Below are 23,235 nucleotides of genomic sequence, written 5' to 3' on the forward strand. Positions count from 1 at the left end.
ATGTCAGTAGTTTCTTTACAACGCAATGAACAGTTTACCGCACTAGCTATTATTGCCATGGTGAGTTTGTCGATTAGTTTTACCGACTGGGCGCAACGCGCGGCGCCGCTCTCACTACCTATTGTTTTTTCATCCATCTGCGCCATCATATTTATGTACTGGCTGCCCATGGTTTTAGGCTATGTGCTGATACAAAGGATAAAAATAGCGCACTGGATGTCGCAATTTGTCACCCTCTATCTGAGCATGGTCGCTGGAGGATGGATTTTTGGGGCACTCAGAGCACATTTGCTGGGCATACCTGCCTTTATGCTTAGCGATGCAATGATCATAGCCCTGCCCTGGAGCAGCGCAATATTATTGCTGGTCAAATTTTACCTCACCCGAAAGCGCCTGAAGGATGAGCAAATGCTGCGTCAGCAGGCTGAAATTAAAGTACTTCACAGTCAGCTCAACCCACACTTTTTATTTAACAGCCTGAATACTATCGCGGCCTTAGTACAGTCCAGCCCGGGTCAGGCAGAAACGCTTGTGCACAACCTGTCAGCGATACTGCGCTACTCGCTCAAACACGCGATTTCAGACCATCAGTCGTCTGGCGTCGTTGCCTTATCGGATGAATTGTTGATGCTCCATCAATGGTGTGAAATCGAGCAATGTCGGTTTGGCAATAATCTGCAGGTGGCATTTGACATTGATGAAGCGCTGCTAAGTGCGCCCCTACCCGCCATGGTGTTGCAGCCACTTATTGAAAACGCCATAAAGCATGGCAAACGACGGCCTCTGTGTGTGACCATTCATGCGTATACTGATGCTGGTCACCCCACTATCGCCGTGTCCGACAATGGCGTCGGTTTCCCGCCAGACATTTTACTTGGTGGTGCCAAACCTGGTCTTGGACTGGCAATCACTCGGTCGAGGCTAGAACTGGAAGCCAACACTAAGCTGACTCTTTCCAACCAACCAAATGGCGGCGCCAGGGCGCAGTTTGTGTTACGGGAGCTCCCATGCTGAAGATTGCAATCATCGAAGATGAACAGCCAGCCTTTGTTAAACTCAAAGCGCAGTTAACTCAGTTATGTGACTATCAGCTTGTTTATCACAGTGAGGATCCGGAAAGTTTTTTGAGCAGCTTCCGGCAACATCCTGTCGATCTGGTTTTTCTTGATATCAACCTGCCAGGGCTCAATGGCATACAACTCAGTCAGGAATTAAAAAATGCAGGCTTTAACGGTCAGATTATTTTCACCACGGCCTACAGCGAGTTTGCTGTAGATGCCTTTACACTGGGCGCAACTGATTATCTGCTCAAACCTTATACAAATGAACGGCTTGCTCTAGCGTTGTCGCGGGTTCAGGCGTTGCGTTCACCCAGTTTAGAGCCACTTATTCTTACCAGTAAAGTAGGCGATAAAGTAACACGCGTACAAGCAAATCTGGTAGAGGTCATTAAATTAGAGCACGGCCATGCCATTGCTTACACAGGCGCACAATCATACCCCATAGACTTAACGTTGGAAGAACTGATGGGCACCTTGCCCGATGAGTTTATTCGCATTCACCGCAATGCCATAGTCAACAAACTCAGTATTAGTGCCCTGGAGCGCTGGGTAACAGGAGGTTACTTGATCAAGTTAACTCACAGCGGACAACAGGTGATCAGCAGCCGCAGTGGCGCCAAACTCCTTCGTCAAAAATTACAGCTTTAAACTCGAGTGGGCCCTGTCCACTCCACCTCTTATCACACAACAATAAACACAGGAAAAATCAATGAAATTCGCAATGCCAATTTTAATGGTAGGGCTGCTTAGTGCCTGCACATCGTCCACCGACCCTGATGTAAAACATCACTTTATCGAAGATGGTCAACGTCATCCACTGGTCATTCTGCTTGGCGGCAGCGAGGGCGGCAACACACTGGCTCAGCCACATTTTAAACCACTCATGGATAGCTTTCATAAGCACGGTATGTCGGTTGCTTCTTTGGCTTATTATGGCACGCCAGGCACACCGCAGCGGCAGATCTCACTGTCACTGGATGACATCGCCAGCCGTATTAGCAAACTCGCAGAGCATCCGGGCATTAACAAACACTGTATTGCCGTGTATGGCTTTTCCAAAGGGGCTGAGTTGGCGCTGCTATTGGCCAGTCATTTTGAGCATATCAACCATGCGGTTGCCGTTATGCCAAGTCACGTTAGCTGGAACGCTGTAAAAACACTGTCTTCTGAGCCAGGGTGGCAGCTTAACGGATCGCCGCTCCCTTACGTGAATGCACCTTTACTTTCCTGGCATATGCAAAAAGGTGTGGTCACCGGAAATTACACACCCGCATTTTCTGCAGCACTGGACAGAGCAGACACCACGACCTTGAATGCTGCACGGATCCCGGTAGAAAAAACCAATGGCCCGGTACTGTTGGTCTCAGCCACACAAGATGAAGTCTGGCCGTCTCACTATATGGCACAAGAAATTATGGCCTCGCTGGAAAAAGCAGAATTTTCTTATCCATATCAACACCTTGAATTACCAGGTGGCCATTACAGTTTTAACCGCGATGTACAAAATCAGGTTAATCAGTTTTTAACCAAGACTCTGGTCAATGAGTGTCAATAACCGAGTTCTGAATTGACACCAGCCGGTAACTCATCTGATAAGTTTCCGGCTGTTTTCCTCACATTATAATGCTTGTTGGATTTTAGCCTTTTGCTTTTTCAGCCAGGCCAGTTGAGATGCATCATCTACAGACAATTTAATCGCCTTATTCACCGCTTCCATGGCCAACTGCGGCGACTTTTTAGCCATCAGCACCCGACTCAACATGCCATATGGCTCGGCAGTGTGTGGATAATAGTCGACCCATTTGTTCACAATGTACTCGGCCTCTTCCAAATACTCTTTTACAACCAGATAATTACTCAACCCCCACATTTCATTGAACTCTGGTACCACCTCATAGCCGAGACGGTCAGACAATCCCTGATAGTGCTTATCGAATTGTCTTACATCACTTTTGACCCGCTCCCCCGTGATCCACCAGTTGCGAAAAACGTAACGGACAGCATCATACAAGCCAATATGTGCTATCGTCATATGATCTTCTGCCTCATAGATATCGGCATGCCAGTTCAGCTTAGGTCCAGCATGTGCATCCAGATTCTTTCTCAGGCGAATAAAGTTCGGAATTTGTTGTTCGAACGGTGTATCCCCCTCCGTCGACATGATGAGCGTTTTATCCAGCTTGAGTTTTTGTGGATGCTGTTCAACAAAAGGCAGGAAATTACGACTCCCCCAGCCCAAAGCCGGTGATAGCGCAATGTAGACATCGAATAATTCTGGAGCCGACAACATACTGTACAAGGTAAATAAGCCACCCAGAGAGTGGCCGCTGAGTAAATCGAATGAGTTGGTTCGATAGCGCTGTTCGACAAGCGGCATAACCTCAGTGCGAATAAAGGTAAGCAGCTGATGTTGCTCAGGGTTAGTGATAACCTGCCCGTTATCCCCGTACGGACTCAAATCCCGACTTCGAGAACGCGTTTCAATCCCCACCACTATCATCTCAGAAATACCACCTTGCAGGTAATGGATCATACTGGCAGCATGCTCCAACTGTGCGCTGGCATCGGTCAGGTAAAGCACCGGATAGTGCCGCGCTTTGTTTTCCCTGTTAAAATAGCCTGTCGGCAAAGAGATATGCACCGTCCGTTGTTGTTCAAACACCTTTGAGTTGATCGGTATCTCTACTTCTCTGTCATTACCCCAGGATATACCAGACAATAGTAACAACACTAAGCAAACTTGCTTCATTTCCATTTACTCCATTGTATTTATTATTAAAAAGCGCTTAAATACCCATCTGTATGAGTACACAAACACGTGCAATGATGTGAATGCACGAAAACACCCATTTAAGGCAAACCCATTCACACTGACTGCACAGCGCAATAGAGCATGAAACAAAATGCTGAGGCGATGTAGTCGTCCTAATTTTTACCTTAGGAATTTCTTAGGCCAAATAAATCAACAAGTTAAGCATGGAAAAATTAACTAACGCTTTTGTAATTAACGACATAGTGATTGACCCTCAGCGAAATCAGGTGCAGCACTCAGACGGTATTAACACGCTGGAACCAAAAGCAATGGCCTTGCTATGTGTACTTGCGGCAAAACCCAACACTGTGATTACACAAGAAACCCTGTATGAAGCCATCTGGCCCGGTCGTGTTTTTTCGCCCAGTTCATTACAACGCCTGATCGCTCTGCTAAGAAAGGCACTCAGGGACAACAGCAAGTCATCCAAGATAATTTTTACTCATGCAAAACAAGGCTACAGTATTGAAGCCCGGATTTCACAGTACAAAACCACCCCTGAAATATCGCCTAGAACAGTCACCTATGCACTCGCAGCACTCTGTTTACTCATTGTTATTATTACTTATATTTTTTCCAGACCAGACCCGTTTATCTCTTCGACCCAGCCGTTTACGTTTACCTCAGAGGCTGAATTTAATGGCCAATTCTCATCTGATGGAGAAGCAATTGCGTTCTTGCGCAAGGGGGCTGATAAGCAAACTGAGCTTATAGTGCGACAACTAAAAAAGCCGACTCAGGATCTGTATGTGACTGATGCGCCGATCCGCGATTTTATTTGGCTGACTAACAAGCAACTCATGGTTGCGCTGACCGATTCTGATGGAGTAAAGCTGACAAGGTATACGCTAACACAATCTGGCGCTCAGCCTCGGCAGAGCCTGTCGGCAATAGAGCATCTGAGCGACCTCAGCCACCTGCATAAAGGGCCCGGCTCTGCTATCTACTTTGTTGCACATCAACTAGGCAGTACGTCACCTTCTGAGCAAGTCGCTCGTTTCAGTCGTGCTATTGTGCAGCTGGACCTGGTGAGCTTTGAGTTAACGACGCTGATGCCTCTGTCCGAAACACAACGTATCGTAGATCTGGCCGTTGCACCTGATGCGCTCTACGTGTCATTATTTGAACATAAAGCCATCAATACGCTGATAAAGATTGATCCTGAACGCCAGAGCATCACCACAATTAATTCCGAGGTAGATGGACTGTATAAACTAGTCTGGGCTGAGCGCTTACAAACGCTGGTGTTGCTGGACAGCTTAAAGCCTGAAATATTTACACTCTCAGCAGATAACCAGCTCGAACTTGTCGAGCATGACTTATCTACAGGTGTCGCCCATGCAGACATCTATCAGGACAAGCTCCTCAGCACTCAGGTGCGTCAGAATATCAAGGTGTTTAGCAGCCGTAACCCAGACACTGCGGTAATTGATAGTAAATATGAAGACTACCTTGCATCAGTGTCTCCAAACGGTAATAGTGTGGTATTTGTTTCGAATCGCGGCGGTTACCCTCAGCTTTATTTGACAGATCACCATACACACCCCAAAGTTATTTTTTCTAACCCTCGCAAAGAAGACTTTATTTCTCGCGCTATCTGGCATCCATCAAACAAGCGCCTGGCTTTTGCAGCTGATAACAAGGTCTATCAATATACCCTTGCGACCGGTCAGCTCAGCGAGTTACCTATTGGACGAAAAATCAGCAGAGTCGAGTACTGGCAAACCTCTCAGCAATCAGAGTCCGGGGTGCTTTACCTTGCTGAAGCCAGGCAAGCCAGGCAAGCCAGGCAAGCCAGTATAGTGGGCTATAAAATCAATTCCGGTGATGTGAATGTGTTGTCAGGTTCTGGACACCTTGTCTACGCAGACGCCAAGCTTCAAGTATATTGGCATCAAAATACACTCAGTACATCTGCCGGGCATAGCTGGCAACCCGATAGTGGTAAAATACGTCACGCCTTCTCCATCGGTGAACGTATCCTGGTCCAGATAGCTCAAGCAGATTCTCCTCACCTGCTTGAGCTTGACCAGCAACTTTCACCGCTTACTCAGCGCTCGCTTCCTGAATCAGCACAATTTGTTAGCAGTGCTTTTTACACTGAACAAAACGCCCTTATCTATTATTATTCACACTGGGAAAACACAGACAATGACCTGATGATCTCAAAGATCAACCCCTGAGTGGTGGTTTACATAGGTTTAAATTGACGCTAGCTTCGTACCTGATAAAGATAAAAACAAGGAAAATGTATTATGCGACGTCAGCTGCTTTTTATATGTGTAAGCCTCTGCCTGGTAGCCTGTGGAAGTAGTGGGGATAGTAATAATCAAGACACTTCCTCCGGTGTCAGTCCGTTAACCCCATCAGATAAGACGAATCTACCCAGTACACCTCAGCCACGCCCCTCAGTGACGTTCGATAAAGCCCTGATGGAAAATATTGAAGACTTTGTTACCCTGGCACATTCAGTTCAGTACTTTTATCCCTCCGAAGAGGTCAAAAATTCAGACTGGCCACTTTTTATTGCGGAGAGTATCGTCGAATTAAGCCAGACAAATGAAACTGAACGTGCAGATAAAGGGATTGAGTTACTGCGTCAAATTGCACCATACATTACAACCCGGCAAAATCAATTACCTGCACTTGCACAACAAACACGGGTTACATCCTGGAAGCAAAATGCCCCCTTTTCTCAGGTCACCTATGACAGGAGCCTGATGTCAGGGACCTATGACTCGTTAAGTAATCAGACGTATCTGCCAAGTCACCCATATACAACGCAAGCGTACGCGCAGCAAACCTTATATTTTCCTTTGTATCTTCCAGTGCAGACCCAGTTATCAGGTGATACATTCTCCAAATTAGGTCGTTGGCAACTGGAAACTTCGTTTGCACAACCGGAGATCTGCATGGCCACGGTTTCAGGCATGTGGGCGATGATCCAACATTTCTGGCCCTACTTTCAACAAGTGGAAGTCAACTGGTCGCAGAGTTTAAAACCTCTCCTTGCTGCCTGTACTGAACCCAGTCATACTCTGCGGGAGTCGATAATCTACACAGAATTCACTAAACTCAATGACAATCATCTCTCCATTGTATTACCGGATCCTGATCGTCAGCCTTATCGTTACTATATGCCCTTCCTGTTTGAACTTGTTGAAGGGAAAGCAGTTATCACCCGAACAGAAGAAAAAAATACGTCAAATATTGAGATAGGTGACGAGATCATCGCAATTGATGGAGAACCTGTTCAATCATATTTGCAAAGTCGCGTATCAACTACACTGAAAAATCAACTCCACCGGCTCAACCGAGTGGCACGAAATCACCTGTATCAAACATCAAACACGCCCGTTGCGTATCGACTTAAAAAATCTGATGGCAACGAGATTCAGCAAACAGTCATACCGTTACAACTCGAAGGTCGGTTCACTTTCAGCGGCATGCGATACGTACCAACCAGTGCAAACATACTCGAACACCTAGGCGACAATATTTATCGGGTCAATGTCTACAATGTCGAACAACACGAGCTTAGAGATCTGAAAGCCCAGCTAAGTGATGCCAAGGCAGTTGTACTCGATTTGCGGAAATATCCAACCAGCTGGAATGGGTGGCAAGGCGTGCTGAGTTGGTTTATACAGCATGATGCCCGCAACAACACGCTCGCCCACTTTTGGCAGGGTGCCCCAAATCAGAGCGATATTATCGTGCAAAAACTGTCGCAGACTATTCGTGTCGCGAGTAACCCCTTAAACATTCCTGCGATTGTACTGGCTTCACGAGAAAGCCAAAGTCAAAATGAACATGCTCTGATATTTGCGCGAAGCGGAGGCCTCAAAGTACTTGGTGAGCCAACCTCAGGTATAAATGGAGAGGTCTTTGAAGCTGACTTTTTTAACTTCTCACACGAACTGGCCCTGGAACATATTTTTGTATTCACCAATATGCTTGCTAACCGTCTCAATGGTGACCCACTTATAAACGCAGGCGTTGAAATAGATATGCTGGTCCCCAGAACCATCGAAAGTGTAAGAGCACAGCAAGATAACCAACTGGAAGCCGCAGTGACATATTTAAAAGCACAGTTGAACCCATAGTTTTGCGGGATTAGGCGACAATATCTTTATTTTTGCCTCTTTAACAGAGCTTGCGGGCAACAATGTAATGCTGTCGCACTAACATTAAACACCTTTTTTAGCGTGCTCAGAGGGTTGCTAATGTTTACATTCAAAACCGCTTGCAGTAGCAGCCTCTAAAGCACATTCAGTGGAGTCAAATCCAGCCCAGCGACTTGCCTATCAAGCGAATGCCCAGCATTGCAGTGAAAATCAGCACAGAAAATCCAAGCATATTTGACACTCGCGTATTTGAGTATTTACCTAACATCTTGGTATTATTCATAACATAGAGCAGGAAGCCTGCAATAATCGGCAACAATAACCCATTCGCGAACTGCGCCAGTAAAATGATCTCTATGGGTTTGATATTGGCCATGGAGAGCACTGCACCAATCACTATGATAGTGACACTGATCAGACGAAATACTTTACCATCCACTTCAGTGTTTTGCTGCAGCAGCTCGGACACGACGTAACTGGTTGCCAATGGTGCGGTTATCACACTGCTCAACCCTGCAGCAAACAGTCCAACGCCCAACAGATACTTAGATAAACTTCCAAACAAGGGTTCAAACACCTGGGCCATATCCACAGCGTTATTAACGCTCAATCCAAGCGTAAAAATGCTGGCAGCAGCCGTTGAAGTCACCAATATCGCAATCAGGCCACCCAGACCAATCGAAATAGCAGTATCTGCACGCGCCTGAGGAATATCGTTGGGATCCGACCAATGCGTTTTTGCCGCTGATGCATGTAAAAATAAATTGTAGGGCACCACGGTTGTTCCGATCAGTGCGATGACTGTTAGTAAAGACCCTTCAGGTAACTGAGGTGTCACCAGTCCTTTCAGTAACGCAGCCAGGTCAGGGCCTACCAAAAAGAAAGTGACCACAAATGCCAGCGCCATAATAGAAACCAGCGCGATAAGAATACGCTCAATTTGCTTGTAGGTTCCGAGCATTAAAATCACTGCACCAAGGGCAGTTAAAGCAATAATCGAACCTCGAAATACCCACTTACCTGGTGTAGTGATAGCCTCGATACCCAGTGCTGCCCCTACCAGGTTGCCCGCTTCATAAGCGGCATTACCGATACAGATAGCAACAATAATCAAGGCAAATAGCGGCCACTTCCAGACAGATTCCTGCAACGATTCATGGATCACCTCACCCAACCCTTTTTGCGTCACTATTCCAACCCGAGCCGACATTTCCTGCAAAATAATCGTTGCTATGGTTGCAAACACCAGTGCCCACAGCAACGCATATCCAAATTGTGCACCAGCCAGTGTACAGGCAGTGATCGTGCCTGGTCCGATAAAGGCTGCGGTCACAATGACACCTGGCCCCAGGTTTTGTATTTTCTTTAACATCACTTAGGCTTTCCTAACAGGTACTTTGGTATCCACTCAGCTAATCTCCCTTAAATCTTGAAACGATTGACTATGGCTGCCAGCTCTGCCGCTTTTTCGCTCAGATTAGTACTGATCTCCAAATTTTCGGTACCGATTGAAACAGACTCTTTACTGTGCTGAGAAATGGACTCTGTACGCTCCGAGATTTCTTTGTCCACGATGTTTTGCTCTTTCGTCGCATCGGCAATGTGTTCATTCACATTCATAATTTCATTGATAAACAGCACGATTTGCTTGAGCGACTCAGCGGCAGAAGCAGCCTTGTCGACGGTGATGGCACTGTAGCTTTTACTCGAATCCATCGCTCGTACTGCTTCTTTTGAGCCGTCTGTAAGCGTGTTAATCACGCTCAGAATTTGTGCTGCACTTTTTTGTGTCCGGGTGGCCAGTTCTCTCACCTCATCGGCAACCACGGCAAACCCTCTTCCCTGCTCTCCTGCTCGTGCTGCTTCAATGGCTGCATTCAGCGCCAACAGATTGGTCTGCTCAGCAATTTCCTGAATGATAGATAAAGATCCGGAGATCCCCTGAACATCCCCTTCCAGTTTTGAGATAACACCACTGGCTTCATCCAGCTTTTGCGCCAAAGTATTCACTGAGTTCATCGCCTCATCAACGGAGTGGCGAGTATCTTTGGCACTGCCGTCAGCATTTTTAGCAGAGTTTGCCGCCTCATTGGCATTACGCGAAATTTCTTCTGCCGATGCCGTTAATTGCGTCATTGCCGTGGCGATCAGCTCAGTTTCTGACTGCTGACGAAGCAAAATAGAATTGATATTTCCGGAAGCCGAAGAGATTTGCTGGGTTTCATCAACAACCTCATTGGTCAGTTTAGCGACCTTTTTAATTAATTCGTGAAGCTGTCCCAGGAAAATATTAAAATCCCGACTCAGACTGTCAAACTCGGGAACGGTAAACTCCGGGATCCGCACCGTTAAATCGGCATCTCTGGCGGCGTAAATATGGATGGTGTCTTCAAACTTTGACAAGGGCACTGTAATACTTTTACTGATGATCAGACCCAGGGCTGCTACGCCAACGGAAACCACCAGTGTGAACAACAGGATATTCGTGATACTTTCGTAAAGCTGGACTTCATTCTTGTCTCGCATGGACTTGACCAGTGCATCTACATCATCGGTATAAAAGCCCGTGCCCACGACCAGGTCCCATTTTGCAATATAAATACTGTAAGCCAGCTTGGGCAAAGGTTCTGTCTGACCCAGCTTGGGAAAATAATAAACCGAATAGCCGTCACCTGTTTTTGCAGAATTAATAATATCCCGCACCAGGTAGTTGCCTCTTTTATCCTGTAAATCAATAAAGTTCTTACCAATTCCCTGCTCACTGTCTCCCTGCATAACCCGCGTACCGTCGGGTTTAAAGCCAAACAAATAGCCTGTACCACTGAACTTAATGTTTTTAAGCAGTGCGATGGCATCTGATTGGGGATAGTCGCCTTGCATCAAAGGTGTTAATGCTGATTTGGCAATTTCCAGATACGCTTTGAGCTCAACGCGTTTCATCCGCATCATCTCTTTACGGCTCAGGTCAACCTGTACCTCATTGAGCTTTTTGGCCTCAAGATAAGTAATCAGGGTCACAACCGATGAGATGATGATCACAGGGATCAATGACAATAAGATCAGCCTGGATTTTATTTTGAGTTTCATGCTGTTCAGCCTCTTTATTGCGCTGCTCTAGGAGCGCTCTTCAACATCTTTGCCGGTCTGCGGCGACGTATCATATATGGACTCTTCCTTGTTATAGTGTTTAAGATACTCCTGCAGGATTTTATCGTACGTCCCGTCTTTTTTGATTTCCCGCAGCGTTTGCTCAACTTCCAGCCTGGTTTTATCCAGGGCTTTGGCCATAGAAAATGCGATAAAGCTCGGTATCTCGTAGCGATAGCTGGGGACCTCAGCAACTAGCTCTTCAATGCCAAGCTGCTTGATTATCTCAAGCGCTCCCAGTTTGTTGATGATCACCACCTCAACACGGCCGGCAAGCAGTAGCTCAAAGCTCCTGCGGCCGGTGTCTGTCGTCACCACACTCTCAAATACACCGGTGCCAATGGCCTTATCGATTTCAGATCCATAACTCACTTTGTGCATCACCCCTATCCGGTAAGGTGCCAGGGAGTTGAGCCGACCATCGAAATGAATATTGTTTTTCCTCAGGGTAAACAGCGCAATAGACTGCTCTATTAATACCTCATCCGCGTAATCTAAAAACTTGAGTCGTTGCGGGGTTTTATAAATAGTAAAAATACCATCGTAGCGGCCCGTTTCGACTTCTCTGATAGCCCTGCCCCAGGGTAAAATGTCAATGGTATAAGGCTGCTCCATACGTTTGAACACTTCACGTACCAGTTCAACGGCGATACCACTGGGGCCATTTTTCCCCTGAAACTCATAGGGCGGGTATTCGAGCGTCACTAATTTGATAACACGCTCCTCAGGTACGCTGGCCCCCAGTAAACACAGCAACGCAAAGAAGTGAAGTAACACTCGGCAGGTCATAATTGCACCGTCTCTCGTCGGGCTGTCAGCAATACCCTGCAAGCAACTGAGCATTCAGTCCAATACAGTGACTCACGCAAACACCCAGTCATGTTTCAGAAGCTCAGCTGAATTTTAATGTACGCCCGACGCCCTCGGGGGTCGCCGGTTCTGGGGTCATAGCTGCCCGCAATACTTACAAAGGGTGGATCTTCATCGGTTGCATTGACGATTCCTGCAATGAGCCGGGTTTCGGAGTCATCTTTGATAACCTCGCCAAGATTTACACTGTATTGCAAATCAAGGGTATTGAAGGAGCCAATAGACTCTCCGCTGACATCGTTTTCATAGCTGGCCACATGACGCAGGTATACATTGGCACTGTGCTCACCATCAGACCAGTTCAGGCCAATGCTCCCTCTTAAACGCGGAGCCGGATTGCCCACCGTATTGCGATTGAGCTTGCCCAGTCCGTCACTGGTATTCCCGGACGCATCCATTAAATCGTAGCTCAGCAAGTAGGTGGCCTTAAGTTGTGGTCTGAAATCCCCCATATCGGTGCGGTACATAGTGGTGGCACTGATGTCCAGCCCGGAGGTATCGATGGCTTCAGCATTTATGAATTTGGTATTAACGATGGAAATAGTACCGGCGGAAGTGCGGATCACCCGGCTTGGGTCATTTGGGTTGGCATTAACCACCGCCTGATGACTTTCTCGTGTTAACACATCCTCAAAAGAAAAGTCCCAGTAATCGACATCCACAGACAACTCATCAATGGAGAGTGACAAACCAAGATTTACCGCCTGCGAGGTTTCTGGCACTAAGTCAGGGTCCCCCACTGTCCTATTGCCGCCAAAGGTTGTGGACCCGTCTTCAGGGTCGGTGATGTTCGCAAAGTTTGTCTGTACACCCTGCAGTTGGTGCACAGAAGGCGCTCTGAATGAGGTACTATAGGTTCCCCTGAACGAAAACATATCATTGGCCAGCCACAAAAAGGACACCTTTGGATTAGTGGTGTCACCGCCAAACTCGCCATAATCCTCGTAGCGTACTGCCGCACCTATTTCTAAGTCGAGTGTCACTGGCACAAGGACTTCAGCAAACAGTGCTTTTACATCGCGTTCACCATAAAAGTTCTGGTTACCAATCAAAAAGGCAAAGCTATCTTGCTGAGTGAAGGAATCGTAGACATTGTTGATAGATTCATCACGATACTGCAAGCCAAGCGCGTACCCTACATCGCCTCCGCCCACCTCAAACAAAGACTCGCCGGTTATGACCAGTTCATAGACGCGCATTTCTGATTCCGCATCTCCGATATAGTCACCGATGATGAAGTCTCTCAGTCGTTCATTGTCCGGGTCGTTTGGATCAAAAGGATTGAAATAGAAACACTCCCCTTGCCTAGCCTGAGAGGCTCCGCTGCATTTTGTTCCCCCGAAACCATGTAAGGCAGCCTGGAAGTTATCTGTGATCACATCTCTGGGGTTCAGTATGGCGTCGTTTGCCGCGGCAACAAACGAAAACTGCCAATAAATGCCTTCGGTGATTTCACCATCTCCGCCTAGCGCAAAGCGCGATGTAGTATGGTCGTAGTAATTGATTTCAGTCGGTTTCCCCACACCATAAGGGCGACCTCTGAAGAAAATATCTTCGCCGTAGGTATTGTCGGGGTGACTGGCCAGCACGCTGGGCGCATTAAGCACAGGAAAACTGGGCGACACCTCCCGGGTTATTTTATTCCTGGCATAGCCAAACTCCGCCCATAAACGTGTTGTATCACTCCAGTCCCAGGATGCACGAGCGTAGGCTTGCAGCCTGTCTTCGTTCGGTACGGCGGTGATCTGTGGTCCAAAGTCGAACAAACAAAACGAATTACCATTCGACCCTGCAGAGAAAACCCCGCCATTTTGCACACAGTTTGGATCTGCAACCGTCAAGCCGTTAGGATTGTTCTCGTCCGCAAGAGAAGGAATAACAAAACTCCCCGGGTTGCCAAAACTACTGGTGGCGGGCTGCAACCAATCCACTTCGTCGAGTAATAAACTGGAGCGCTCAAGAAAACTGACGGCAAATAACATGTGACCCGTATCGCCAACATACCCACCATGCGCAAAGTCGATTTTGGTATCATCCTGGTCTCCATCGCTCCAGCGTGTCCGATACTCATACTGGATCTCTGTGCCTTCCATATCATCACGGGTGATAAAATTCACAACCCCCGCAACAGCATCTGAACCGTATATAGCAGATGCACCATCTTTGAGTATCTCGACTCGTTTAATCGCCAATGTTGGTACCAGTGAGGCAGTATCAACGAAGCTTGCCCCTTGATCGGTTACAACGGCAGACGTGACTTGTCTAATTCCGTTCAGCAGCACCAGCGTAGAAGATACACCCAGCCCCCGGAGGTTGACGTTCGAGGTGCCCGCGGTGAAGTTTTGCGACAAATTATCTGAGTTGTTTTGCGAGCCTGCATTAAACGGCAATACTTCGATGAGATCTCTGACATTATTGGCACCAATATCCGTCAGGTCACTCAGCTCAGTACTTGATATAGGAGATGCGCTCTCTGACTGGACAGAGCGTTTAATCCGCGAGCCCGTTACTGTGATAGTCTCGATGGCGCTTTGCTCATTGCTTTGGGCATTAGTTGGTGTTTCAGCCACGACCAGAGCCGGACAGAGTAGTATAGGCAGAGCCCGCAATAGCAGAGATTGGGCTCTGAGTGAGGAGTTGCACATGATTTCACCTTGTTCTTTCTGACGGTAAAGTTCTCAAGTGCTATATATCCCTGGAGTACGACAACGACCAATCGTTGACACGTCTTGCCAGTGTGAGGCTTTCGCTCTGCTGCTAGCTGCGATACAAGTGTGTTAGTTATACAAGTAAGACACTTACATCAGATAAGTAGCCAGAATTACTCACCTAAGGTGTGGCAAATCGTTAGACACGAAATGGTATCGCTCCTACAGCATTTTCATATTGCTGTGTTAAGCATAGCCTGAGATTTCAAAGTCATGGTAAAACTGTGCGGTTTTTTTACCCAATATGACCGACTACGGGCAAACGTGCCTGTACAACTTTCTCAGGCACGTCCAATTTCCTTTTTCGTCTATTTATTCACACGAAGTGTATAGCTGCCCGCGCCTGAGTAGGAATAGACCACAAAACGATAATAACCAGATGATGCATTGTAATTGATAGATTCCGTAGAACTAGGAGATTCGGAAATGGCAACCTGTTGCCAACGGCCATTGAGCCACTTCTCTATTTTTAAATCAAAATCGGCACTCGCCGGGCCACTTAGCGACAAACCTATGGTGCCACCCCCATACTGAAACCAGGTGCCATTCGGCTCAATCGCACTTTGCTTATCACTCAAGGTGCCTGTGTAAGTATCCGGTTCAGGTTGTGTGGTCGATTCGATAGTGAAAGAGATGGTTTGTGCCGGATCGGAAATGTCACGGATCCTAAGTCCGGAATCACTGCCATTCCACCACAGTGCATTGGTACCCCGAGATGTTTGTGCATTAGGTAAAGCCTGGGTAAATTCTCCCGCCACATCGAACAAGTCACTACTATCACCGCGGTTACGTTTGTATTCCGGGTCACGATTGCCGTCACCATGCTCCATCTGAATATACGGATACCATTCATTGGAGTTACTCCCTCGACTGTCTACGTGCCACACAGCCAGTCCCTGATCGAGTTGTTCAGAGTTTTGCCCTGACTTGTGTATGGCTTCGATGTAAAACGCTTCGTTACTGTTGGCCGGATTCGTCCATTTATAAGAAGTGCCGCTGTCTGAGGTATGACTTAACCGGCCCGAAGGCGCATTGGCATTAATCGCGGGATTTAATTCTGTTACTGTGTCCCAGCCAGCAATGGCTCTGAAGTGCGCCACTGGCGGCGTTGGTTTATAGCGATTGGTTGTGCCAATGGCGCCATATCCCATCACTCCAAAGCTGGCAACGGAGCCCTCCGAGCTGCCATCATAATCATACAAGTCTGGCCAGTTGGTAATTAAGTGACCCGATTCATGGACAAACGTGCCTATCGCGAGGCTGGCGCGCATATCAGTGATCTGGTAGCGATCGGTACAAACGCCATCGGCACAAAAACGCGGACTAAGTCTTGCCATATGAGGCCACAAGCCTTTGGACCAGGCACTGTCCGAGTTGCCTGCATAGAAGATATTCAGACCACGAATTTGATTACTGCTGTTGGTGGTCAGCTGAGAAAAGTCAAAACCCTGTTGATATTCGAGCCATTGTAATGCCTCATTGATCAGCTCCTGAGAGCGAACCGTCGAGCTCAGACTGGAATCGGCATAATATGCTTTGTTCTTTTTTGCGGTGTAATACTGAGTCACCGTGTTGGTGTAATCCAGCTTATCGCCTGATACGGATCGAAAATAGCCCCTCACCGACTGAGCATTACCAAACTCGTTGTAGTTTAAATCGTTTAAAAAACGTTCTACCTGCGCTTTGGAAATGGTGCCCCGTTCATCCGGAAAGTCGATGATAATCGTCAGACCCTTCACCTGGCCGCTGATCTCTTCAGCCCCCTGAGTATGAACCATCGCAGAATGAGATACTTTTTCGCTACCCAGCATTTGCGCACGTTTTGATTCAACCAGCGCAGCTTTTGCAGCGTCACTCAGACCTGCCTGTGGTTCACTGACAGTAAGGTGTTGGACAGAACGCAGACTCTCCACTAATTTGCCAGTTGAAATCAGCGAAGTGCCATCCGCACTGACCTTAGCATAAGCCATGCCTTTGAGTGATGCATCGTAAACAGCCAGGCGGCCATCCGCGGTCCGTTGCTCTGCGAAGTAATCATTGCCTTGCAGATACAGGGTCACAGTCTGACCATTTGGCTGAGTGAATTCGTAAGGTGTGTTGTTGTAGGGAATTGCGGCCTGAACCAATGTGGTCACAGTGACCGCACTGACTGCCAATAGAGTGTGTAGTGTTCGCATAATTAAGTTCCTTTACATGTGTATGGCCTCTCTCATATCAGGCGTGATATGAAATTGGGAACTTAATTATTAACCATATTTTTACAACTTATCAAATTTAAATTTTTATTACCAGAACGCCGTGATCTTATCTCCACCAGGCGTATTTGCAACCTGGCCACACCAACGTCGCAACGTGATCCGTGCAGTAACTGGCTTGTCAATTGGCTCAGGGCGCTGCTTTGCCTTTGCAGCAGACCAGGCATCAGAAATGGCTTTATGTGCCAGTAACTGAACATAAAGATCAATAGAAGGTGTTAATTCTGAATTAATGAGTGTCTCCATTGATGCAACCAGTTTGTCCAGTATGGCCGAAGTCAGTGCACGTGATTCAACCACAGTGTCGAAGACCGCCAACTGCCAAAGATAGAAGTCATTGAATACGGCCTGCCCACTGGCATTTATCTGAGTCGCGACAGATGCTTTAAAACGCATAAACCCACCCCAGTCACGTAAATGAATTTGTGTATTCAGCAAGTTTAGGCCCGTACCTGCGGCATGGCCAAACTGTTCCGTTTCTGAATGAAATAAAAATGCCCGGATGTACATCAGCTGCGCATTGCGATAACTACTGCTATCAAAATACAGGTTACCCAGGTTGTTCTTAATGTTTGCAATGATCTCTCTGTCTTCTGACAGCATCATGGCGTCTTTAAGTATCCCTGTCGCCTTTTTATGCTGACCAGTAAACCGATAAACCACCGCCAGATTGTTCGCAATCCTAGCGTACTGCTTATCATCTGTTACATAATTTAACGCACACTCGTTGAGCTGTTGAGCGTATTGATAGTCATGCATTCTCCTGTGGTATACGGCCAAAGAGCCAATGACATGGACGTGTTCCCCATGCAGATAACTCTGCCACTGTTCTTGACTTAGTTGATTGATAATGCCTGATACTGAGGCAGAATCATATGAGCGTACACTCGACTCCAGTCCGGCAAGATAAACTTGTAGTAACCCTTTACTGGGCTCCTCAGGCAGCTTGTCATATACCTCACGAAATAAGGTGACTGCCTGAGTTGGGTTTTTGTCATTCAGGTCTTTCAGTTGGTTCAATGTTTTGAACAATTCCGCAGGTGTTAAAGTGACGGCGGCAGAAAACAACAAGCTTGTGAGCATATATCAGAGACACCTAATTGCAATCTTGTTAAGCATGGTACAGATACAATTAATATACCAGAGAACATGCTGATCTGTGATTGACTACCATTAATGCAATTTGGTCAAAAAACGCCCCAAAATACACACAAAAAAAACACAATTGTTAATAACAAAGTCCATTTAGGTTTTACCTCAATCAGAGCCAAAAATAGAAAGCACATAATTTTATTGGTAAAAAATAGACAAAAAACCAAAATATAAAAATATTAATATGAAATTTCTCATTTATAAGTTTACATTTGAAAAACATTGCGATAGCATGAAGTCGTTCCTTAGGGCATGACTCATCAAATGAGTCATTCCAAATGAACTCCCGAGAAGTAGAGCTTACCAACAAGGATGTTGGTTTATTGGGTATTTCCTGGCACAGTTTTGTTGCTATTGGAGGTTGGGCAGGATGTTTCCTGCCTTTTTTTTTGCCTGTAACCTTGTACTTGCCAAACTGACTTACTTTTGGGTAAATTTAGTAAAAATAGTACAGCGGCCACTTATGACACTCAGACTACCTCACTCCGTACTTGTCGTAATCTACACAACTCATAACGAATTTTTACTGCTACAACGGGCGGATGACCCCAGCTTCTGGCAATCTGTGACTGGCGGCGTAGATCCCGGAGAGTTACCGATTGAGACGGCGTACAGAGAATTACTCGAAGAAACAGGCATCGATGCAAAGGCGCTTGGGGTGACTATTAAAGATCATCAAAAGTGCAATCAGTACACCATCAGAGAGCAATGGCGGCACCGGTATGTGGCGGGTGCGACTGTGAATACTGAGTATGTATTCAGCGTGTGTGTCCCGAGTGGTTGCGAAGTGCGGCTTGCGCCGGGAGAACACCTGGATTATCGATGGCTCACCCAGCAACAAGCCGCTGAGCAAGCCTGGTCAACCAGTAACAGTGAAGAAATTTTATCTATTGAACTGGTTTAAATAGCAGCGTCTGCCAGGTGACAGAGGCTCTGCCCTGCGCATCCTCTTCCGGTTCAGTCACCTCTACGCAGTGCAAATCTGCTTTTTCTGCAATATCAAGAATATACTCTACCGAGCAATTTTGCATTCCGCGCACTTTCAGTGCTTCCTCATCATCACAATGGCGCAGTTTAATGGCCAGCAAACCATGCTGGTTTAGCAAAGTGCGCAAGGTCAGCATTGCCTGCTGTCCAGAGCTGGCCTGCAAATAGTTAAACACCGAGCTGACTAAAATCACATCGAAGGCAGCATGGTTCTTACGTACTTTGTACAAACAGGGCAGCTCATCCTGATACCAGTTAACCGGCATATCGCGGGTATATGCTTGTCCCAGGCGGTTTAATGAACACACAGGCTCTACCGCAACCACCTCTGCATTTTCTGCCTGCTCAACAAAAAACCGGGCATCTCTGCCAGCGCCGGCACCGATATCCAGGAACTTCAGACCTGTTTCAGACATCAATGGCGTCACAAATTTTAGCCAAGAGGCATGTAGCAGCTCAAAGCGATATGATTGATACACTTTGGCGAGTTGTAATGCATTGTCTTCGTAATATTGCATAGGCATAGATGCTAGGCTCCAACCAATTTTAATTGTTCCTGATACAACGCCATCATAGACAATAATAAAGGCACAATTATGACAATTTGGTTAAATATGGCTTTGGTTCAGTCAAGATTAACGCTTTGATTTAGTGGCAGAAACGTATACATTGGTTGCCATATGAAGGGGTCAGTTCCGCGTATTCTTCGCGACTAATCGCATGTAACCAGTATGATTGAGAGCACGTCAGGTTTCTCCCCATTTTTGCAGCCTGTTACCTGCGTCAGGGATCCATTACACCAGGAGTTTTTATGTCACTAGATTCTTTACAGACCCCGTGTCTATTGCTGGATAAGCAAAAGCTACTGAACAATATCAATCGGCTAAATAACCAGCTGGCGCGCTTTAATGTGTCCTCGCGGCCACACCTCAAAACTCTGAAATCGGTAGATGCCGCTCGGTATATGCTGGGTGATCTGTCGGCGCCCTGCACGGTTTCGACGCTGCAAGAAGCTCGACAGTTTGCTCAAGCGGGTTGCAAGGATATCACTTATGCCGTAGGGATCAGTGAACACAAACTGCCTGAGATACTGGACCTGCAAAATCAGGGCGTCACCATGCATATTATTATGGACAGCTTTGAGCAGGCACAATTTGTCCATGCTTTTTGTCGGGAAAATGATTGCCAGTTAAGCAGCCTGATCGAGATTGACTGTGACGGCAAGCGGGCTGGCATAAAACCGGGTGATCCACAGCTCATCGCAATTGCTAAAATTTTGCAAAGCGCTGAACTATTTAGTGGCGTCCTTACTCATGCCGGCGGCGCATATGACAGCCACACTCTGGACGAAATCAGAGCTATGGCACAGCAAGAACAAGCAGCCGTACGCGATGCTGCCAGCAAACTGAATAAGCGCCAAATCAGCTGTGACGTTATTAGCGTAGGCTCCACGCCCACCGCACTGCTGGGTGAAGGGTTTGAACAAGTCACCGAAGTCCGAGCTGGCGTTTACGCTAGTATGGATCTCGTTATGGCTGACCTTGGCGTGTGCCAGCCAGAAGACATCGCCTTAAGCGTCCTGACCAGGGTGATTGGTCATAATAAGGAAAAGAACTGGCTGATCCTGGACGCGGGCTGGATGGCCTTATCACGCGACCTTGGCCTGGCGCCTCAGCGAAATGGTTACGGCCAGGTATGTGATGAAGCAGGACACACTTTACCCGGGTTGTATGTAAACAGTGCGAATCAGGAGCATGGCATTGTGGCCCTGCCCGAGGGCCTGGATCTCAGCCTTTTTAGCATTGGCACCTTACTGCGCATATTGCCAAATCACGCCTGTGCCACCGCCGCGCAACATGCGGGGTATCAGGTGATTTCGAATGATGAAATGGACTACTGGCCACGTTTTGGCGGCTGGTAATGGTCCACATTCAGCATTGTTGCTATAGTACAGACACGGAAATATAGAAGGAATAAACATGGACCCTATCACGCTCATTCTCGACTACCTCCTCACCGTCGAGGCCTTTTTACTGATTTTTATCATCTTTGTGCTCAAAGGCAGCATTAAATTTGTGCCGCAAAACCGCGCCTGGATCATAGAAAGGTTTGGTAAATACCAGTCAACTAAAGAAGCCGGTTTGAACTTTATTGTGCCTTTTATCGATCAGGTCTCTGCCGATCGCAGCCTTAAAGAGCAAGCCGTCGATGTGCCTTCACAGTCAGCCATCACCCGCGACAATATTTCTTTAATTGTCGACGGCGTTTTGTATTTTCGGGTACTGGACCCCTACAAAGCTACTTATGGCGTTGACGATTACATCTTTGCCGTCACTCAGCTGGCCCAGACAACGATGCGTAGTGAGCTGGGTAAAATGGAGCTGGATAAAACCTTTGAAGAGCGTGATATGCTCAACACCAATATTGTCTCTGCCATCAATGCCGCATCCGACCCCTGGGGCATTCAGGTGCTCAGATATGAGATCAAAGACATAGTGCCACCCAACTCAGTAATGGAAGCCATGGAAGCGCAAATGAAAGCAGAGCGGGTTAAACGAGCGCAGATCCTGGAATCGGAAGGCGACAGGCAAGCCGCCATCAACGTGGCCGAGGGTAAAAAGCAAGCCCAGGTACTGGCCGCAGAGGCAGAAAAAGCCGAGCAGATCCTTAAAGCAGAAGGTGAAGCAAAAGCCATTATCGCCGTTGCGGAGGCGCAAGCGGATGCACTGAGAAAAGTCGGTGAAGCCGCCAACACAGAAGAAGGCCAAAAAGCCATTCAGCTCGACCTGGCCAGTAAAGCCATTGTTGCCAAAGAGGCCATTGCTCGTGAATCTTCCGTGGTCTTGTTGCCTGAAAACGGCACCGATCCCAGCTCTTTGGTGGCACAGGGCATGTCGATCATCAACAGCCTGAATAAAAAGCAAAAGGAGCAGTCGTGACCCTGATTGTTGAACATCTGAGCCAGATCCTGATTGTACTCGGGCTGCTGGCTTTAATCATAGAAGTCGCCGTACTGGGCTTTGCCACCTTTGTACTGTTTTTCCTCGGTCTGTCTTTGGTCCTGAGTGGCTTAATGATGTCGGTGGGCTTACTGGACGCCACCCTGATGAATGCATTGTGGGTCAATGCGGTATTAACCGCAGCTCTGGCAGCTGTTCTTTGGCAACCGCTCAAGCGTATGCAGGCCAAGACAGAAAGCACAGAAGTAAACAGCGACTTTGCCGACATCACCTTAGTACTCAGCGATGACCTTAATGAGCAAAGCCAGCTCACCCATGCCTACTCAGGGATCACCTGGCAGCTAAAAAGCGAAACGCCTATTGCAAAAGGCACCACGGTCAAAGTGGTGAAAAAAAGCGTCGGGGTGCTGTGGGTGGAAGCGCTGGGAGAGGAGTGACAGAAAGATCTTTTCGCAGCGCAAGGCAGTGAGGTCAGGGAAGACCGGTAAACTTGCTACAGGGCAGTACTTCGCTCGGTGTTTATTTAGCTTAGTTCAAAGTCTGTTTTGTTGATTCTGTAACGAAACGGTAGATTTGCTCACTGGGATAGTCATTTTTAAATCGACCTCAGCATCACAACCATCGATATACTCCAACACTCAAAAACAAGGAATAACATGCACGTAAGACTCGCAGAACAAAAGGATTTAGATGTTCTCAGTCAGATTTGTATGGCGTCATTTGATGGTGCCCTGGCAAATACCTTACCAGCGGCTGGTCGGGATACTTTTAAAGCAATTGCCGCTCCTGCTGCGATTGCGGCGCGGCTGGCACAGGATAACCAAGTTTTGGTGGCTGAAATTGCCGGCCAGCCTGTTGGTATGCTTGAGCTAAAGGCGGGTCGTCATATTGCCATGTTGTTTGTTACTCCTGCTCAGCAACATAAAGGGGTTGGCAAAGCCCTGATTAATGCGGCATTTGAACTGGCCACGGAGCAGAGCGTTACGGTTTCGGCTTCGCTGCCATCGGTTGGGGCTTATCAAAAGTATGGCTTTGATCTGGCCGGAGAAGTTGCCAAGTCTGACGGCCTGGTTTATCAGCCCATGGAAGCCACACTGCCAAAGCATTCCTTTTATACCGTCTGATAAACACCCCAAGCCTTTCACCCAAGGTGCCTCAG

Annotated in this window: 18 protein-coding genes; 10 read left to right on the forward strand and 8 right to left on the reverse strand. The window is 47.3% G+C overall.

The annotated features are described in order from the left end of the window. From CWB98_RS02990 to CWB98_RS03000, 3 genes are all read left to right on the forward strand, one after another. Positions 1-1,014 (forward strand): sensor histidine kinase, encoded by a 1,014-nt coding sequence (locus CWB98_RS02990; protein WP_138543475.1) that lies wholly within the window; start codon positions 1-3, stop codon positions 1,012-1,014. Beyond that, complete coding sequence (locus CWB98_RS02995) at positions 1,008-1,709, forward strand: LytR/AlgR family response regulator transcription factor (RefSeq protein ID WP_138543476.1); 702 nt, start codon at positions 1,008-1,010, stop codon at positions 1,707-1,709. The genes CWB98_RS02990 and CWB98_RS02995 overlap by 7 nt, the downstream gene beginning before the upstream one ends. A 61-nt stretch (positions 1,710-1,770) precedes the next feature. Then, positions 1,771-2,616: an acyl-CoA thioester hydrolase/BAAT C-terminal domain-containing protein gene (locus tag CWB98_RS03000; RefSeq protein WP_138543477.1), complete on the forward strand. Its 846-nt coding sequence runs from the start codon at positions 1,771-1,773 to the stop codon at positions 2,614-2,616. Positions 2,617-2,679: 63 nt separating this feature from the next. On the opposite strand, the gene CWB98_RS03005 is transcribed toward CWB98_RS03000, so the two are convergent. Beyond that, positions 2,680-3,810, reverse strand: a complete 1,131-nt coding sequence (locus tag CWB98_RS03005; protein ID WP_171045568.1) for an alpha/beta hydrolase — start codon at positions 3,808-3,810, stop codon at positions 2,680-2,682. 227 nt (positions 3,811-4,037) lie between these two features. Between CWB98_RS03005 and CWB98_RS03010 the strand changes: the two genes are divergently transcribed. Next, positions 4,038-6,056 (forward strand): winged helix-turn-helix domain-containing protein, encoded by a 2,019-nt coding sequence (locus CWB98_RS03010; protein ID WP_138543479.1) that lies wholly within the window; start codon positions 4,038-4,040, stop codon positions 6,054-6,056. 72 nt (positions 6,057-6,128) lie between these two features. After that, positions 6,129-7,976 (forward strand): S41 family peptidase, encoded by a 1,848-nt coding sequence (locus CWB98_RS03015; protein WP_138543480.1) that lies wholly within the window; start codon positions 6,129-6,131, stop codon positions 7,974-7,976. Between the two features lie 175 nt (positions 7,977-8,151). On the opposite strand, the gene CWB98_RS03020 is transcribed toward CWB98_RS03015, so the two are convergent. The 6 genes from CWB98_RS03020 to CWB98_RS03045 form a co-directional block, all read right to left on the reverse strand. Next, positions 8,152-9,369 carry an Nramp family divalent metal transporter gene (locus CWB98_RS03020; RefSeq protein ID WP_138543635.1) on the reverse strand — a complete coding sequence of 406 codons (1,218 nt, stop codon included), beginning with the start codon at positions 9,367-9,369 and terminating at the stop codon, positions 8,152-8,154. Between the two features lie 50 nt (positions 9,370-9,419). Further along, positions 9,420-11,084 carry a methyl-accepting chemotaxis protein gene (locus CWB98_RS03025; RefSeq protein WP_138543481.1) on the reverse strand — a complete coding sequence of 555 codons (1,665 nt, stop codon included), beginning with the start codon at positions 11,082-11,084 and terminating at the stop codon, positions 9,420-9,422. A gap of 27 nt (positions 11,085-11,111) precedes the next feature. Further along, the gene (locus CWB98_RS03030; RefSeq protein ID WP_171045569.1) at positions 11,112-11,933 is read right to left on the reverse strand and encodes a substrate-binding periplasmic protein; all 822 of its coding nucleotides are present in this window, start codon (positions 11,931-11,933) and stop codon (positions 11,112-11,114) included. A gap of 95 nt (positions 11,934-12,028) precedes the next feature. Next, positions 12,029-14,659, reverse strand: coding sequence for a TonB-dependent receptor plug domain-containing protein (locus tag CWB98_RS03035; RefSeq protein WP_138543483.1), 2,631 nt, complete (start codon positions 14,657-14,659; stop codon positions 12,029-12,031). Between the two features lie 371 nt (positions 14,660-15,030). Next, entirely contained in the window at positions 15,031-16,899 is a 1,869-nt protein-coding gene (locus CWB98_RS03040; RefSeq protein ID WP_138543484.1) for a M6 family metalloprotease domain-containing protein, read from the reverse strand. 108 nt (positions 16,900-17,007) lie between these two features. Further along, a complete protein-coding gene (locus CWB98_RS03045) occupies positions 17,008-18,060 on the reverse strand; it encodes a tetratricopeptide repeat protein (protein WP_138543485.1) in 1,053 nt (350 codons plus the stop codon). Positions 18,061-18,592: 532 nt separating this feature from the next. Between CWB98_RS03045 and nudB the strand changes: the two genes are divergently transcribed. Further along, on the forward strand, positions 18,593-19,033 hold the full coding sequence (gene nudB, locus CWB98_RS03050) for a dihydroneopterin triphosphate diphosphatase (protein WP_138543486.1): 441 nt from the start codon (positions 18,593-18,595) through the stop codon (positions 19,031-19,033). Here nudB and CWB98_RS03055 read toward each other — a convergent pair. Continuing rightward, on the reverse strand, positions 19,017-19,640 hold the full coding sequence (locus CWB98_RS03055; protein WP_138543487.1) for a class I SAM-dependent methyltransferase: 624 nt from the start codon (positions 19,638-19,640) through the stop codon (positions 19,017-19,019). The two genes, nudB and CWB98_RS03055, sit on opposite strands and share 17 nt — an antisense overlap. A 287-nt stretch (positions 19,641-19,927) precedes the next feature. Between CWB98_RS03055 and CWB98_RS03060 the strand changes: the two genes are divergently transcribed. From CWB98_RS03060 to CWB98_RS03075, 4 genes are all read left to right on the forward strand, one after another. Continuing rightward, positions 19,928-21,037: an alanine racemase gene (locus CWB98_RS03060; protein ID WP_138543488.1), complete on the forward strand. Its 1,110-nt coding sequence runs from the start codon at positions 19,928-19,930 to the stop codon at positions 21,035-21,037. 58 nt (positions 21,038-21,095) lie between these two features. Next, positions 21,096-22,055 (forward strand): slipin family protein, encoded by a 960-nt coding sequence (locus CWB98_RS03065; protein WP_138543489.1) that lies wholly within the window; start codon positions 21,096-21,098, stop codon positions 22,053-22,055. Continuing rightward, complete coding sequence (locus tag CWB98_RS03070) at positions 22,052-22,513, forward strand: NfeD family protein (RefSeq protein ID WP_138543490.1); 462 nt, start codon at positions 22,052-22,054, stop codon at positions 22,511-22,513. Before CWB98_RS03065 ends, CWB98_RS03070 begins: the two co-directional genes overlap by 4 nt. A 219-nt stretch (positions 22,514-22,732) precedes the next feature. Next, the gene (locus tag CWB98_RS03075; protein ID WP_138543491.1) at positions 22,733-23,200 is read left to right on the forward strand and encodes a GNAT family N-acetyltransferase; all 468 of its coding nucleotides are present in this window, start codon (positions 22,733-22,735) and stop codon (positions 23,198-23,200) included. Positions 23,201-23,235: the final 35 nt, after the last annotated feature.

Source organism: Pseudoalteromonas rubra (assembly GCF_005887115.1).
Taxonomy (GTDB): Bacteria; Pseudomonadota; Gammaproteobacteria; order Enterobacterales; family Alteromonadaceae; genus Pseudoalteromonas; species Pseudoalteromonas rubra_F.

Coding starts and splice junctions, on each gene's coding strand:
- CWB98_RS03075 (WP_138543491.1), top strand. CDS start 22,733: ATGCACGTAAGACTCGCAGAACAAAAGGATTTAGATGTTCTCAGTCAG.
- CWB98_RS03065 (WP_138543489.1), top strand. CDS start 21,096: ATGGACCCTATCACGCTCATTCTCGACTACCTCCTCACCGTCGAGGCC.
- CWB98_RS03020 (WP_138543635.1), bottom strand. CDS start 9,369: ATGTTAAAGAAAATACAAAACCTGGGGCCAGGTGTCATTGTGACCGCA.
- CWB98_RS03015 (WP_138543480.1), top strand. CDS start 6,129: ATGCGACGTCAGCTGCTTTTTATATGTGTAAGCCTCTGCCTGGTAGCC.
- CWB98_RS03055 (WP_138543487.1), bottom strand. CDS start 19,640: ATGCCTATGCAATATTACGAAGACAATGCATTACAACTCGCCAAAGTG.
- CWB98_RS03010 (WP_138543479.1), top strand. CDS start 4,038: ATGGAAAAATTAACTAACGCTTTTGTAATTAACGACATAGTGATTGAC.
- CWB98_RS03025 (WP_138543481.1), bottom strand. CDS start 11,084: ATGAAACTCAAAATAAAATCCAGGCTGATCTTATTGTCATTGATCCCT.
- CWB98_RS03035 (WP_138543483.1), bottom strand. CDS start 14,659: ATGTGCAACTCCTCACTCAGAGCCCAATCTCTGCTATTGCGGGCTCTG.
- nudB (WP_138543486.1), top strand. CDS start 18,593: ATGACACTCAGACTACCTCACTCCGTACTTGTCGTAATCTACACAACT.
- CWB98_RS02995 (WP_138543476.1), top strand. CDS start 1,008: ATGCTGAAGATTGCAATCATCGAAGATGAACAGCCAGCCTTTGTTAAA.
- CWB98_RS02990 (WP_138543475.1), top strand. CDS start 1: ATGTCAGTAGTTTCTTTACAACGCAATGAACAGTTTACCGCACTAGCT.
- CWB98_RS03060 (WP_138543488.1), top strand. CDS start 19,928: ATGTCACTAGATTCTTTACAGACCCCGTGTCTATTGCTGGATAAGCAA.
- CWB98_RS03005 (WP_171045568.1), bottom strand. CDS start 3,810: ATGAAGCAAGTTTGCTTAGTGTTGTTACTATTGTCTGGTATATCCTGG.
- CWB98_RS03030 (WP_171045569.1), bottom strand. CDS start 11,933: ATGACCTGCCGAGTGTTACTTCACTTCTTTGCGTTGCTGTGTTTACTG.
- CWB98_RS03000 (WP_138543477.1), top strand. CDS start 1,771: ATGAAATTCGCAATGCCAATTTTAATGGTAGGGCTGCTTAGTGCCTGC.
- CWB98_RS03045 (WP_138543485.1), bottom strand. CDS start 18,060: ATGCTCACAAGCTTGTTGTTTTCTGCCGCCGTCACTTTAACACCTGCG.
- CWB98_RS03040 (WP_138543484.1), bottom strand. CDS start 16,899: ATGCGAACACTACACACTCTATTGGCAGTCAGTGCGGTCACTGTGACC.